The organism is Prevotella melaninogenica, assembly GCF_018128065.1.
In the GTDB taxonomy this organism is placed as follows: Bacteria; Bacteroidota; Bacteroidia; order Bacteroidales; family Bacteroidaceae; genus Prevotella.
The window spans coordinates 1,188,697-1,203,047 of sequence record NZ_CP072359.1; the positions used below are offsets into that span (position 1 = coordinate 1,188,697).

Annotated in this window: 12 protein-coding genes; 3 read left to right on the plus strand and 9 right to left on the minus strand. The window is 38.9% G+C overall.

The features are described from left to right. Positions 1–540 precede the first annotated feature (540 nt). The 9 genes from J5A56_RS04815 to J5A56_RS04855 all read right to left on the minus strand — a co-directional run bounded on the left by J5A56_RS04815 (position 541) and on the right by J5A56_RS04855 (position 10,937). On the minus strand, positions 541–897 hold the full coding sequence (locus J5A56_RS04815) for a MarR family winged helix-turn-helix transcriptional regulator (protein WP_021673133.1): 357 nt from the start codon (positions 895–897) through the stop codon (positions 541–543). A 9-nt stretch (positions 898–906) separates the two neighbouring features. Next, complete coding sequence (gene trxA / locus J5A56_RS04820) at positions 907–1,416, minus strand: thioredoxin (protein WP_021673132.1); 510 nt, start codon at positions 1,414–1,416, stop codon at positions 907–909. A gap of 348 nt (positions 1,417–1,764) precedes the next feature. Then, positions 1,765–1,962, minus strand: a complete 198-nt coding sequence (locus J5A56_RS04825; RefSeq protein WP_021673131.1) for a hypothetical protein — start codon at positions 1,960–1,962, stop codon at positions 1,765–1,767. 43 nt (positions 1,963–2,005) lie between these two features. Next, positions 2,006–2,770 carry a YaaA family protein gene (locus tag J5A56_RS04830; RefSeq protein ID WP_021673130.1) on the minus strand — a complete coding sequence of 255 codons (765 nt, stop codon included), beginning with the start codon at positions 2,768–2,770 and terminating at the stop codon, positions 2,006–2,008. A 147-nt stretch (positions 2,771–2,917) separates the two neighbouring features. Next, positions 2,918–5,029 carry a prolyl oligopeptidase family serine peptidase gene (locus J5A56_RS04835; RefSeq protein WP_021673129.1) on the minus strand — a complete coding sequence of 704 codons (2,112 nt, stop codon included), beginning with the start codon at positions 5,027–5,029 and terminating at the stop codon, positions 2,918–2,920. Positions 5,030–5,120: 91 nt separating this feature from the next. Beyond that, positions 5,121–6,323 (minus strand): GDP-L-fucose synthase family protein, encoded by a 1,203-nt coding sequence (locus J5A56_RS04840; RefSeq protein WP_036920449.1) that lies wholly within the window; start codon positions 6,321–6,323, stop codon positions 5,121–5,123. Positions 6,324–6,448: 125 nt separating this feature from the next. Beyond that, positions 6,449–7,540: a GDP-mannose 4,6-dehydratase gene (gene gmd / locus J5A56_RS04845; RefSeq protein ID WP_021673127.1), complete on the minus strand. Its 1,092-nt coding sequence runs from the start codon at positions 7,538–7,540 to the stop codon at positions 6,449–6,451. A 739-nt stretch (positions 7,541–8,279) separates the two neighbouring features. After that, positions 8,280–10,088, minus strand: coding sequence for a M6 family metalloprotease domain-containing protein (locus J5A56_RS04850; protein WP_021673126.1), 1,809 nt, complete (start codon positions 10,086–10,088; stop codon positions 8,280–8,282). Between the two features lie 9 nt (positions 10,089–10,097). Beyond that, complete coding sequence (locus tag J5A56_RS04855; RefSeq protein WP_036920493.1) at positions 10,098–10,937, minus strand: EFR1 family ferrodoxin; 840 nt, start codon at positions 10,935–10,937, stop codon at positions 10,098–10,100. Positions 10,938–11,047: 110 nt separating this feature from the next. Between J5A56_RS04855 and J5A56_RS04860 the strand changes: the two genes are divergently transcribed. From J5A56_RS04860 to J5A56_RS04870, 3 genes are read left to right on the plus strand one after another with little or no spacing between them, the layout of a single operon-like run. After that, a complete protein-coding gene (locus J5A56_RS04860; protein WP_021673124.1) occupies positions 11,048–12,592 on the plus strand; it encodes a ComEC/Rec2 family competence protein in 1,545 nt (514 codons plus the stop codon). 24 nt (positions 12,593–12,616) lie between these two features. Beyond that, positions 12,617–13,378: a tRNA pseudouridine(38-40) synthase TruA gene (truA, locus tag J5A56_RS04865; RefSeq protein ID WP_021673123.1), complete on the plus strand. Its 762-nt coding sequence runs from the start codon at positions 12,617–12,619 to the stop codon at positions 13,376–13,378. A gap of 10 nt (positions 13,379–13,388) precedes the next feature. Beyond that, positions 13,389–14,315 (plus strand): EamA family transporter, encoded by a 927-nt coding sequence (locus J5A56_RS04870; protein ID WP_021673122.1) that lies wholly within the window; start codon positions 13,389–13,391, stop codon positions 14,313–14,315. The last annotated feature ends 36 nt before the right edge of the window (positions 14,316–14,351 follow it).

Below are 14,351 nucleotides of genomic sequence, written 5' to 3' on the forward strand. Positions count from 1 at the left end.
TTTAAGTAAAATGCCTCAAATAAATATGAAAAATACGTATAAAAAGTAAGTTTGCAACCTGCTGCATGTCAATTAGTTATAAAGTCGCATAAGAAGAGATGCTTAATTGGACTTCAAAAGGGCGTTAGTAAGAGCTCAAAAGAGCATCTTCTGTAAGCCAATAAGGCCTCTTTTAGAAGCCAAGAGAGCATGTGTTGGCTTTGAGGTGCATGAAAATAGTTTACAAATATCGATTGATATGGGAATAAGTTGTTTGTGGAAGAAGGAAAAATATGCTAACGGATAGGCATAGTTTTTATTTATCTTTGCTGTTTTTATCTTGTAGTTTTTCCTCTTTGTAAGACCACCTAATTTTGGATAGTCATACAATGCAAGTGTATAAGTCCCTTTCTTCTATTTCAAATCTATGCATTTAACGGAAGAGGCAATAAAAAGGGGACGTATAGCTCGTGGACCAATTGATAATAGTAATTGGTAACTCACATTCTATACGTCCCCTTTTTTCTATTTTTTTATTCCTCAGTAAGATTACGATATATCCTATATTATTCCTTTTAATTCTTCAGGAACAGATATGGAGTCACAATGCAAATGGTTCAGTTTCTCTAAACCATGTTTTGTGATGTGAAATCTTTGACAGCGTCCATCTTCCGAACATGATCGGCGACGAATAAGGGATGCTTGCTCCAATGAAGCTATCACCTTTGAAGCATTGGATCGTGTCAAACCCATTTCTTCGGCTATTTCACCAGCTAACATGGGATTTTCACTTTCTGAAAGCAAACACAACAGCATCGCTTCATTTATGTTTAAGCCTATCTGCCGTTGTAGTCCATCTTCAAAGACTGTGATAGCACGAAATATCTCGCGAATCTTGCTGATACAATAATTATCCATTATTTACCTTTACTTCAACAAGACAGACTTGATAACCTCCTCAAACTGAGCTTTATTCATAGCTCCGTTTTGCATAGTAGGTTCGCCTGTCTTAGGAATAAAGAGTATTGAAGGTATTGAACGAATACCAAAGAGGGCTGCAAGCTCACGCTGCTGATCAACATCTACCTTATAAACGTCAATCTGACCTGCATAGTCACCAGCGACCTCTTCAAGGACTGGAGCTGTAGCCTTACATGGTCCACACCATGTTGCATAAAAGTCAATAATTGCAGGCTTATCACCCTTAAAGTTCCATGTCTTAGGATTTTTCTTGTAATCCATTACTTTCTGCTGGAACATGGCTGATGTCATTTCTGTTACATTCATCTTTGTTTCCTTTCCTTCTTTTTGATTATTAATTCTGGTTTGTTCTGTTGTCATAGCACTATTACCCTGCTTTTTAGGATTGTTGTCTGCTTTACAAGCTGTAAGTGCTAATGCCATAATAGCCACTACAAGTGTTGCTGTTCGTTTCATCTTTTATGTATGTTATCTTTAATTTACCGAGGTTCTATCACCTGCTGGTTTGTTAATATTGTTTTTGTTTCCTATGGAAAACGTTGCAAAGGTAATTAATAATTTGCTTTCTACCAAATTTCCAATGGAAAATTATTCTTGTAAATTAAACTTTTTTCTCCAATATAAGATATCTACGAAACGAATTCTATCTAAGTTTGTCTCAGTCTGTGAGTAGTTGTCGAGTTGACATGTGAAAGGGTTAACAAATTGCTTAGCCTGTTGCTTCTACTATCTGTACAAGCATTCGTGCAATTTGTGTCATGCGTGGTATTCATTTTTTACATTACATTGTATGTGCATGATGCTTTAGAGCGTGCCTATTTCTGATAAGGTTTCGGCTACATCTTCCGGTGTGTTGAATAGGATTCCATCTTCTAACTCCTCGTCTGATAGTTGATCAAGTAGTTCTTTTGCGAATGATTCATCAAAACGTGGCTCACCCTTGCTATTGGTTTTTGCAAGTAAGGAGGAAAGGATCTGTTTGCGATATTCTTCTATTGACATAATTAATTTGACTTTTATATATATAATAAGGTTTAAATCATGCTTACTGCTTTAAGATAAAGTGAGGATGACTTTCATCTCCATAGTTTTTGTCATAGGTAAAACCATCATATGCGAAGCTAAGGAACTCTTCTGGTGAGGTCAGTTGATTGCGGAGTATGTAGCTTGTCATCGCACCGCGGCAGCTCTTGGCGTAGACATTGATAGCTTTTAGCCGGCTACCCTGATCCACCATAAAGAAGGGATGTATGACACGTGCTTCTTTCTTCAGTCGCTTCCAATCAAAGAGATGTTTGAACTCTTCTGCGGCAAGATATACAAGAATTCCGTCATCAGCTTTCAAGGTATTAATGAGCATATCGGTAAGAAGTGGTCTCCAGTAATCAAATATATTCTTTCCTTCTGCTGACGGAAGTTTGGTCTTACCTTCCAGACGGTAGGGATGTATGAGGTCTAACGGTCGTAATAGTCCGTAAAGGAAACTTGTTATCCAGAGGTGTTTGTCCGCATAAAGAAAGTCATTCAGGCTGTATTCCTCTGCTTTCAAGTACTTATAAGCCTGACCGTAATAGGCAAGAAGTGCCGGGAGATAAGCGTCCTCGTTGAAGAAGTCTTGATAGCGAAGCTTGTTCTCCAATGCTATTTTGTCATTACACTTTAATTCTTTCGCAAGATTTTCAACGGAGAGTTCTCCCAGCTCTAATGCCATCTGTCTCGCTTCCTTATGGAAACGAGGCAGGTGTGTATCTGGGGTTTGTACCTTTGTGGTACTTTTCATTATTTTTGCGGATGCTAATAGAATCTGCATTTGATTGGAAACTTAAGAGGTTAAGTATTTTAATTGAATTAAGACAATACTATTATTCATGAAATATGTTTTGGAGTTTGAGGAGTTATGCTATTGCAAGAAGTTACTTTTCAAACAAAGATATATGAACATAACTCCTCTGAACTCTTAATATTTCAATCCCATATTATAAAGAATAAAGCCGTAGATGTCAGCCTGCTCTTCCAACTGCTTAGACAAAGGCTTACCACTTCCGTGGCCTGCCTTGGTATCAATGCGAATGAGTGTTGGTGTGTTGGCAGCATTGTCAGCCTGCAGGGTAGCTGCAAACTTAAATGAGTGCGCAGGTACAACACGGTCGTCATGGTCGGCTGTTGTTACCAAAGTTGCTGGATACTTTGTGCCAGGACGGAGATTGTGGAGTGGAGAATAAGCGTGAAGATACTCAAACATCTCCTTTGAATCTTCGCTTGTTCCATAGTCTGGAGCCCAGTTCCAACCAATCGTAAACTTATGATAGCGCAACATATCCATTACACCTACCTGTGGAATACATACCTTGTATAGGTCAGGGCGTTGCGTCATACAAGCGCCTATGAGTAAACCACCATTTGAACCACCAACGATAGCGAGGTAGTCCTTGCTTGTATATTTGTTTTCGATAAGCCACTCTCCAGCAGAGATAAAGTCATCAAAAACGTTTTGTTTCTGCATCTTAGTACCAGCAATGTGCCATTCCTCACCATATTCGCTACCACCACGGAGAGAAGCTTGAGCATAGATACCTCCATTCTCAATGAAAGGAATACGTATAGAAGAGAAGTAAGGTGTCAAAGCAATATTAAAACCACCATAAGCATAGAGGAATACTGGGTTCTTCCCATTACGCTTTAAACCTTTCTTATAAGTGATAAAGAGAGGTATCTTGGTTCCATCCTTACTTGGGTAGAAAACTTGTTCACAAACATAATCTGACGCCTTGAACTTAACCTTTGGTGCAGCATAGACCTTACTGTTTGCTGTACCGAAGTCGTATTGGTAGATAGTGGTTGGCACAGTGAATGAAGAGAAGGAATAGAAAACTTCCTTGCGGTCCTTTTCGCCATAGAAACCTGCACTACCTAATGTAGGAAGTTTAATCTCAGAGAGTTGCTTTCCATCCATTGAATAAACATATGCATGGCTGGAAGCATCTTTCATATAATTGAGAATCATCTTACCATCAGCAAAGGTAACGCCTTCAAGCATATCCTTAGACTCTGGTATTAGTGTCTTCCACTCGCTGAAACCAGGATGCTTGAGGTCAGTAACCATCAATCGGTTCTTTGGTGCACCATCATTGGTAAGGAAATACATCTTGTCGCCGATGGTCTCAACCAGGCTATACTGCATGTCAAGATTTGATGTCATCTGAATGAACTGGCTGTTAGGCTGACGGAGGTCACGAACGTAAACATTATTGCCAGAGCCTGCACCACTTTCATAGAGGAACATCATTGTCTCTTCCTCATTAACACCTACTGCATAGAAACGCATTGGATTTGCTGGGTTCTGATAGAAAAGGACATCTTCAAACTGTGGAGTACCAATCTTATGATAGTATATTTTCTGGATGGAATTTACATTACTAAATTCATGTCCCTTCTGTGGAGCATCATAAGCACTGTAATAGAAACCGTCACCTTGCCAAGAAGCACTTGAGAACTTTGCCCAAGTGATATGGTCATTGAGAAGCTTTCCAGTTTTGACATCCATAACATAGAACTCTTGCCAGTCGCTACCACTACGAGAGATAGAGTAGGTTGCATATCTGCCATTGTTAGAAAAGTAAATACCCTTCAGCGCAACAGTTCCGTCTGTTGATAGTTGGTTAGGATTAAGGAAGACACGAGCATTCTTCTCGTCACCAAGACGGTCCATTATATACAGTACACTTTGGTTCTGTAGACCATCATTCTTGTAGAAAAGCCACTTGCCTATAGACTTGATATAGGAAGGAGCTGAGACTTTTTCGTAGTTTGCTAACTCCTTCATACGTTTAAGAAGCTTGCCACGGAATTGAATACGAGAGAGATACTCCTGTGTAACTTTGTTTTCTGCAGCTACCCATTCAGCAGTAGCTTTGGAACTGTCATTCTCTAATGGACGATAAGGATCTGCAACTTGAACACCAAAATAGGTGTCTACTGTTCCATCCTTTGGAGCTTGTGGATACGTGAGCTTCTGTGCCATCATGCTTGTAGCAGACAATAATGCTGCGGTTAATAATAATTGTTTCATATAGTAAAGATTTGAAATGAATGTTAGCTGTTTGTAAATTGGACTATTAGGTATATTAGCCTAATTAGTCCAACAAAGCCTTATAGGATATCTATCTTAGACTTTCTTGATACCACTCATAGAGTTTCTCAACACCTGCTTCAATTTCCACCTTGTGTGTCCAACCGAGGCTGTGCAACTTCTCAACATCAATAAGTTTACGTGGAGTGCCATTTGGTTTCTTAGTATCCCAAATGATATCTCCTTCAAAGTGTACGGTCTTCTTTACAAGTTCTGCAAGTTCTTTGATAGTGAGTTCCTTACCTGTGCCAACATTGATGTGGCAGTTACGAATCTCTCCTAATGATGGGATTGCACCACCACGCCCCTCAGAGTTGTTACGGTCAACAGTTCCATCAATCTTTGCACCATAGAAAACACTTGAATATTTCTCAATGCCAATGATATCTTTGAAGTCTACATTCAGTAAGACATGAACGCTGGCATCAGCCATATCCTCACTCCAAAGGAACTCGCGTAATGGACTACCATCACCCCATAAAGTTACCTTGTTATTCTCAATGCCATAGAAGGCAAGTGCTTTCAAGATTCGTTCTTCGGAGTTCTTGCCATCAACATTCCCTTCACCAATCTCTGCACGTAGCTTGTCCGTTGGATTTATTGGACGCTTATTCATGTCATTACGGATAGCATCCCAGTTGTTTTCATGAATAAGTTTGGCGAGATAAATCTTACGCATCATTGCTGGCATTACATGGGAATTTTCCAAATGGAAGTTATCATTTGGACCATAGAGGTTTGTTGGCATGACAGCTATGTAATTAGTGCCATACTGAAGATTATAGCTCTCACACATCTTCAATCCTGCAATCTTTGCGATAGCGTACTCTTCATTGCTATACTCTAATGGAGAGGTCAATAAATAGTCCTCGCGCATTGGCTGTGGTGCATTCTTTGGGTAGATACATGTACTGCCAAGGAAGAGGAGTTTCTCTACTCCATGAAGGTAACTTTGTTCAATGACATTACACTGTATCTTCATATTTTGCATAATGAAGTCTGCACGATACAGGAAGTTTGCCATAATACCTCCTACAAAAGCTGCAGCAAGAATAACAGCATCAGGTTTCTCTTCATCAAAAAAACGTTTTACAGCCTGCTGGTCTGTTAAGTCAAGTTCCTTATGACTTCGACCCACGAGATTTGTATAGCCACGTTGAAGAAGATTGTTCCATATTGCAGAACCAACCAAACCTTTGTGTCCAGCAATATATATTTTACTATTTTTATTCATTGTGTATTTATTGAATAGACGATAAAAAGTAATAATAGCTGATAGTAAGCGATAAAAAGAATCGCCAACTATCAGCATAAGCGGTAATTATCTCTCCAGAAGAGAGAGGAGGAAAGAACGGGATTTTACTTAACGATACCCTTCTCCAAATACTCTGCAAGGTTTGTTCTAACCTTTTCAGCTGCACCTTCAGACGCAACTTTTGCCATATCGCTGTCTACCATGATGTTGACAAGTTCCTCAAAGCTGGTGCTGTTAGGATTCCATCCGAGCTTCGCCTTTGCTTTTGTTGGATCACCCCAAAGATTGATGACATCAGTTGGACGATAGAAGTCAGGGCTAACTTCAATAAGAACTTTTCCTGTAGCCTTATCAATACCCTTCTCGTTCATATCTTCTCCCTTGAACTCAAGTTCGATACCAACACGCTTAAAAGCATAATAGCAGAAATCACGTACACTATGCTGAACACCAGTTGCAATAACGAAGTCTTCTGGCTTCTCCTGCTGAAGAATCAACCACATACACTCAACATAATCCTTAGCATAGCCCCAGTCACGAAGTGAACCGAGATTACCCAAGTAGAGCTTGTCCTGCTTACCTTGTTTGATACGTGCGGCAGCAAGTGTAATCTTACGAGTAACGAAAGTCTCGCCACGACGTTCACTTTCATGATTGAAGAGAATACCAGAGCAGCAATACATGTCGTATGCCTCACGATACTCCTTTACAATCCAGAAGCCATACTGTTTAGCTACAGCGTATGGGCTGTAAGGATGGAATGGGGTATTCTCATTCTGTGGAACTTCCTCAACCTTACCATACAACTCTGAAGTTGAAGCCTGATAAATACGGCAAGTCTTTGTTAAATCCAACTGACGAACAGCCTCAAGGATTCGCAATACACCTACAGCGTCAACATCAGCAGTAAATTCAGGTGAATCGAAACTAACCTGCACATGACTTTGTGCTGCAAGGTTGTAAATCTCGTTAGGACGCACTTTGCTAATTACGCCGAGGATACTCATAGAGTCGCCAAGGTCAGCATAGTGCAAGTGGAAGTTAGGACGTCCTTCCAAATGAGCAATACGCTCACGGAAATCTACTGATGAACGACGAATTGTGCCATGTACGTCATAACCTTTTTCAAGTAATAATTCTGCCAAATAGGAACCATCTTGACCTGTTATACCCGTAATAAGTGCTTTTTTCTGCATTGTATTTGTTTTTGAGTTTATAATTTTCTTAATGATAGGACAAAGATACAAATTAATATTAAGAATTTATCCGTTTGACAGTAATAAACTTTAAAATTATACTTTATTTTGTTCCGAGTGAAAATCAGAGGCTAATTATCTCTATTTGATAGTTAATAATATCTCGTGTTACACAATGTATATTTGTTGTCGAAAATTATTTACATTTATCCTTAAAAAGTTTGTTTAATAATGGCTTAAAATGATGTTTTTATGCGTCTCCATAACTCATTTGTTATAAGTTAGTTACAGGGTGCTGTAAGTAAAGGCGCTTAATAAGCCTTCAAAAGGGCGTTAGTTAGGGTCTTAAAGGGCATCTTTTAGAAGCCAATTGGGCGTCTTTTCAAAGCCAATTAAGCATCTATACGAAAACAAGGACTGTAAAAATGTTTACAAAGTCTATCCCCTGTCAATTATGAAACTTCGTAATTGCTTCAAATCATTTGCTTAGAATACAATATTGATCTAATTTAATAATAGTTTTTTTGTATGTAATTTTAGTAAGCATTCAATATTAGTCGTCTCTCATTTATCTCACATAGTTCCTACCTTTGTGCAAAAAAACTACTGCTCATGAACTATAAATAACGGTGTATAGTCTAAATAGCATAAAACCCCTATATGAAACCAGTCATATAAGGGTTTTAAAAAGTGTCAATACGGCGAATACCGGATGGTTACGATTGTTCGAAAGTTCGTATTATTTCACAAACTTCTTATTGTTCTGAATGTAAATACCGTGAGGTAAGATAGTGGTATCTGTGCCTACATATCGTCCGTCAAGGGTATAGATACGGTTGTCAGAAGTTCTTCTTTCAATGATTGAAGGTGATTGAATGCCAGTTGTTTCGTTATTCTTAAATTTAAAACTAACATAGCGTTCTGCATCGTTCTCTACAATATCATAAATAGACCACTTTAGTATCGTGCCATCATACATCGTAAATTTGTCTATCTTATTTATGCTGTTATAAGGATAAGGATCGCCATTGAGTTGAGCAGTATATACATTTAGTTTTCCTCCAGCATTGGCAGCTGCTAATATTTTACCATCAGCAGGGATAGGGATTACACGTGGTTTACCTTTTACATTGTTCGGATAATCAAAGACATTTACTTTGCCAAAAGGGTATGAAATACGATAGACAAACAACCCTTTTCCGTATGTGCCATCTCCCCAGCCTTGGTTCCAAGGACCTTTCTGCATACTCTGTAATACGATGTACTCATTTTGGTCTTTGCTATTGACAATTTTATATGCTTTTCCACCATTGTCGATACTTTTTAGATTGTTAATGGTGATGTCTTTTTTGAGTTCATCAATATTCATCCACCCCATTACTTCACGCTCCCAAGCAAGATAAGAGGCTGGTACACGTCCACCCTTGATACCTGTTCCACCATCCATGATGTCCCAAAATTCCATACCTTGGTCATCTTGGTTTTCCGCATCAGTTTGATAAGCATATATGTCAGGAAGTCCAAGTGTATGAGAGAACTCATGGCAGAATAACCCAATGCCATTAATAGTTTCCTTGTCTTTTGTTTTATTTTCTAAACCTGCAAGTTCATTACTAACACCATAGCGGCGAATACTTTTTCCATCAAATTTGTTTAAAATAGTAACAGTTCCTGATTTTGGCCAAATGTCAGTTACTTTATTACCAGTAATATTGGCAGAGTGTCCAGCGTAGATTATATAAACCAAGTCAACGATACCATCATTGTTTGCATCATAATCTGCAAAGTTTACCATTCCATCAACAGCACTACAAGCATCAGTAAACAGTAAGTCCATTCTGTCATTTTTACCAGCACCATAGATGGCATGTGCTTTTGGTAACTTGATAGGTCCTACAACGTCAAAGACAGGGGTGAACTTTCCATAGCTACAATCCTTGAAATAGCCACGTACACCTTTATAGTTTTGCTTCTGACCATAGCTGGAATCCTCGAAATGACCTTCATTCATCAAATAGTTTGTAAACACTTCCTTTGTGTTCTGAATAGTAAAGGTTGTATCTTGGAACTCTGCGAGTATCACTAATGCCTTGGGACTTCCTGTGTGTGGAAAATAAGGAGCTCCATAAGAACCTGAATCTATGATAGGACCACGAGTAAGTGGAGCGTTGTTGTATGTATTTTCTGATTCTTCAGCAATCTTATTAACGTAAGCAAAGAACTTCTCTTTATCTTGCTTAGCGATTAAGTTACGCTCTGCTTGTGAACGAGATACTGCCTCATGTGCAAGTTGTTTGGTTGCAACAAGTTTGCCACTTTTCTCTACTTTACCAATATAATAGTTGTTGTCCTCGCCTTGTACAAGCAATACGCCATCAAGTGTTGTGTACCAGTTGATATGTTCATCACCACGCAAAATGACAGTAATAACAGTGCCATCAGCCTGTCTTACTTGTACAGGTATAGATTCTGCCTTTGCTGCCCAAGTAGTAAGGGAACAAAGCATTAGACATACAATAAGAGATAGTTGTTTTAATTGTTTAATCATATTCTTTGCTTAACTTTGTTTGTTTAATCTGTTATAGAAATATTGTCCTTTGTTCTGTGTACGTTTACCAAACTCAATCGCATGGTGTGGACAGTGGTGATAACACGAGAAGCAGGTGAGACATTTACCAGTGTGTAACCATTCTGGCTCATACCCTAAGCTGCCTTTGATGTCATCAACGGGGCAAACGTTAGCACAGATACCACACTTCACACATCGACGACTGTCTACATGAAAGGGTTTGTCTGTGATGAGGAAGCGTTCAAAGAACCCTCCTACAGGACCAGAAAAGAACGATGGTATAGGACCTCTTTTGAGTTCCTTCCAACCCCATATCTGCTCGTTATCCGTGTAAGGACGCTGTTTGAGGATCTTGGAGAATTCTTTTAACTGCTCTGAAGCAAGTCCTTTTTTCTCTAATTCTTTCTCTTTTGTGTCTACATCCATACCTGGCAAACCAACGTATGACTCTGGCATAATCAAAGAATATACCGCCTTGAGTGAAAGTGAGTCACCAACTGCAACTGTTCTTAGTTGCTTCAGGAAACGGTCCATAGCCTTACCAATAGAATCTCCAGCTGTAACCAGACAGAAACAATAATGTTTGATGAGGGAAGTGTCTTCCTCTTCAGTCTTTATTGATAATTTAGTTATAAATTCTTTTACAATACTCGGAACTCTCCATCCGTGTATAGGAAAGATGAAACCTACGTGTTCATCCTTTTCCAATGTAAAAGAACAATCGCTTTTGATTACTTCTGGGATTGAAACAAGTGTCTCGTCAGTTTCTAAAGCCAATGTTTTTGCAGCCCATTTGCTATTACCTGTACCAGAAAAGTAGAATATCATGTGACAAAGGTACTGATATTTTGTAAATCTTGCAAGATAAAGAAGTGCAATGTTGTGGTTTTTCAGTTCTTTTTCATACATTTGCAATGAATACTTGAAACATTAATGCTGTGAAGAAGAAAATGGACTTACTGATGTATCCCTCGGTAAAGTTGCTCTTACCTTTGGTGTTGGGTATTGCTGTTGGTGATGCTTTGGGAGAAGATATAAATTCTACATTGTGGTGGATAATGGCAGTCTGTATGGGTGTCATTACCTTTGTCGTATGGAAGAAAAAGTATTTGCAAAGTTTGTTATTGCTCTTTACCATCTTTTTTATTGGTGGCTCCTTTGTTTCGATGAAGCAACATGCTACGAATGTACAGTTACCAGAAACGCAAATAACCTTTAAGGCGGTTCTTCTTAGTAATCCCATCGTCCATGGTAAAGTCATACAGATGGATTTAATGGTTATGACTGAAAGCGAAACAATGAAAGTCAGGGCTTCAATCCTTCGTGACACAATAATAAATCGTTATCAAACACTACATCTCGGTGATGGAATTAAAGCAACTGCCTACCTTGAAAAGCCTATGAACTTCTCTGATGCTACCTTTGATTATGCACGATGGTTAAAGCTACATGGTTATTCCGCAGAGACCTTTATTTTCTATAATCAATGGCAGAAAGCAAAAGTGAATCTTCACCAGATGAGTTTTCTTCAACGTACATCTTTAGCGGCAGCAGGATATAGGGAGAAGTTAATGAAGGTCTTAGAAAGCAATCTTGATAGTACCCATTTGGCTATAGTAACTGCAATGACGCTTGGTGATAAGCAGTTGATTAATAGAGATGTGAAGGAAGATTACTCAATAACAGGTGCAAGTCATGTCTTAGCTTTGTCTGGTTTACATTTAACCATCTTATATGGTTTGCTTTTATTCTTGATGAGTTGGTGTGAACGCATACTGCCGAGAGTGTTTAGAAGAGGATTGAGCGAACTTTTAATCCTTTTGATTCTTTGGTCTTATGTTGTTTTAGTGGGTATGTCTTCTTCAGTCGTTCGTTCTGCATTGATGTTGACTATCTACTCTTTTGTAACGCTTTTGAATAGAGATAGACTTTCTGTTAACACATTAGCGCTAACCGCTATCATCATGCTTGTAAGTAACCCTTATAATCTTTATGATATAGGTTTTCAACTATCCTTTATCTCTGTATGGGCAATTCTTCTGTTCTATCCGCTCATTTATGAATTAATACCTTTGAAACAAAAGAAGAGTCTTGTGGTTGTAAGATGGATATGGGGAATGATTGCCGTATCTTTAGCTGTACAATTGGGAACAGCACCTTTGATAGCTTACTATTTCGGGAGGGTTTCTATGCTCTTTGCTGTTAGTAGTCTTATTGCAGTTCCATGCACAATGGTAATAGTGTCAGCATCGTTCTGCCTATTACTTCTTAGCTCTTTCCCTTCTTTGTCATCCTTTATTGGAAAGTTTATCTGTGTTATAACAGAAACTTTGAATACCTCTCTTCATTGGCTTGCGAGTCTACCTTACGCAAGTATAGAGAGTGTACACATAAGCTTCTTACAGCTTTTTATATACTATTTCATGCTGATGGCTGTATGGATCTTGTGGAGTTTTTTAGCAGGGAAGATAGAGTTTAAGTAATTATTTGTACCTTTGCAGATAGTTATGCAACGATATTTTATCACCCTTTCATACGATGGCACAGCCTATCATGGCTGGCAGATTCAACCCAATGGAATTTCTGTTCAGGAAGTATTGGAGCACTCTTTGTCTACAATACTAAGAGAAACGATTGCCGTTACAGGTGCAGGACGTACTGATGCAGGTGTTCATGCCAGAATGATGGTTGCACACTTTGATACCGAACAGTCGTTTGACTGTGAGCAGCTGGTATATAAAGTGAATCGACTCTTACCACGAGATGTATCTGTAAGCAAGATAAAACCTGTCACAGAAGACTTACATGCACGTTTCTCTGCTGCCTCACGTACTTATCATTATTATGTCTATACAGGAAAACAACCATTCTCACGACAGTATTCGTGTGAGCTTCGATATGCTTTAGACTTTGATAATATGAATGAGGCTGCAGCTTATTTGATAGGCGAGAAAGATTTTAAATGTTTCTGTAAGACAGGAGCAGACGTTAAAACAACTATCTGTAATCTTACCGAAGCGCGATGGGTTCCTGCAAATGAAGAATTTGCTTTGCCAATTGATAATACTGTCACGAATTGGTGTTTTGTAATAACAGCTAACCGATTCTTACGCAATATGGTACGTGCTGTCGTTGGTACATTGGTTGAAGTAGGGCGAGGTCGCCTTTCGTTAGATGATTTTAAGAAGATTGTAGATGGAGGAACACGAAGCGATGCAGGTGAGAGTATGCCAGGTAACGCACTTTTCCTTTGGGAAGTAAAGTATTAGAAAGGCGCTTATGTGGATTCTTTTGGCTTTCATTTCAGCAACATTGTTGGGACTTTATGATACATCGAAGAAGTATTCTCTTCGTGGAAATGATGTGATACCTGTGCTCTTCCTCAATACACTTTTCTGTTCTGCAATCTTCCTTCCGTTGATATTATTGTCACAATATACCCATATTCTCGACTCCAGTATCTTTTATGTCGGTTCAGGTGGATGGGAGATGCATCGATGGATTATACTAAAGAGCATTATTGTATTGCTTTCTTGGGTGTTCGGTTATTTTGCGATAGCACAGCTACCTTTGACGATAGTTGGTCCGATAAATGCCACACGTCCAGTTATGACACTTGTTGGTGCAATGCTTGTCTTTGGTGAACGTCTTAATACTTGGCAATGGATAGGTGTTAGTTTGGCTATTATTTCCCTGTTTCTATTGGCAAGAAGCGGTAAGAAAGAGGGCATAGACTTCAAGCACAATAAATGGATATTCTTTTTGGTTTTGGCAGCTGTGATGGGTACATGCAGTGGTCTGCTTGATAAATATCTGATGGCAAGTCCAGAGAATGGTGGAGTAGGGCTCGATCGTATGATGGCACAGAGTTGGTATAATATCTATCAATGTATGATGATGGGTGTGGTTCTGCTTGTCTATGTCTTTAATCAGTGTAAGAAAGTAGAGCATACAGCCTGTTTCTCATGGAAGTGGTCAATCTTGCTCATTTCTATTTTTCTATCAATGGCAGACTTTGCCTATTTCTACGCACTCTCATTACCAGGTGCAATGATATCTATTGTCTCAATGGTGCGTCGTGGCTCCGTTCTCATATCCTTTTTATGTGGGGCAGTATTATTTAGAGAGAAGAACCTAAAGGCAAAAGCAGTCGACTTATGTTTCGTTCTCCTTGGAATGATTTTTCTATGGATTGGCTCACGTTAAGATTAAGAGTAAAAGTCTTTGGTTATTGATAAATAT

Coding starts and splice junctions, on each gene's coding strand:
- J5A56_RS04815 (WP_021673133.1), bottom strand. CDS start 897: ATGGATAATTATTGTATCAGCAAGATTCGCGAGATATTTCGTGCTATC.
- trxA (WP_021673132.1), bottom strand. CDS start 1,416: ATGAAACGAACAGCAACACTTGTAGTGGCTATTATGGCATTAGCACTT.
- J5A56_RS04825 (WP_021673131.1), bottom strand. CDS start 1,962: ATGTCAATAGAAGAATATCGCAAACAGATCCTTTCCTCCTTACTTGCA.
- J5A56_RS04830 (WP_021673130.1), bottom strand. CDS start 2,770: ATGCAGATTCTATTAGCATCCGCAAAAATAATGAAAAGTACCACAAAG.
- J5A56_RS04835 (WP_021673129.1), bottom strand. CDS start 5,029: ATGAAACAATTATTATTAACCGCAGCATTATTGTCTGCTACAAGCATG.
- J5A56_RS04840 (WP_036920449.1), bottom strand. CDS start 6,323: ATGAATAAAAATAGTAAAATATATATTGCTGGACACAAAGGTTTGGTT.
- gmd (WP_021673127.1), bottom strand. CDS start 7,540: ATGCAGAAAAAAGCACTTATTACGGGTATAACAGGTCAAGATGGTTCC.
- J5A56_RS04850 (WP_021673126.1), bottom strand. CDS start 10,088: ATGATTAAACAATTAAAACAACTATCTCTTATTGTATGTCTAATGCTT.
- J5A56_RS04855 (WP_036920493.1), bottom strand. CDS start 10,937: ATGATATTCTACTTTTCTGGTACAGGTAATAGCAAATGGGCTGCAAAA.
- truA (WP_021673123.1), top strand. CDS start 12,617: ATGCAACGATATTTTATCACCCTTTCATACGATGGCACAGCCTATCAT.
- J5A56_RS04870 (WP_021673122.1), top strand. CDS start 13,389: ATGTGGATTCTTTTGGCTTTCATTTCAGCAACATTGTTGGGACTTTAT.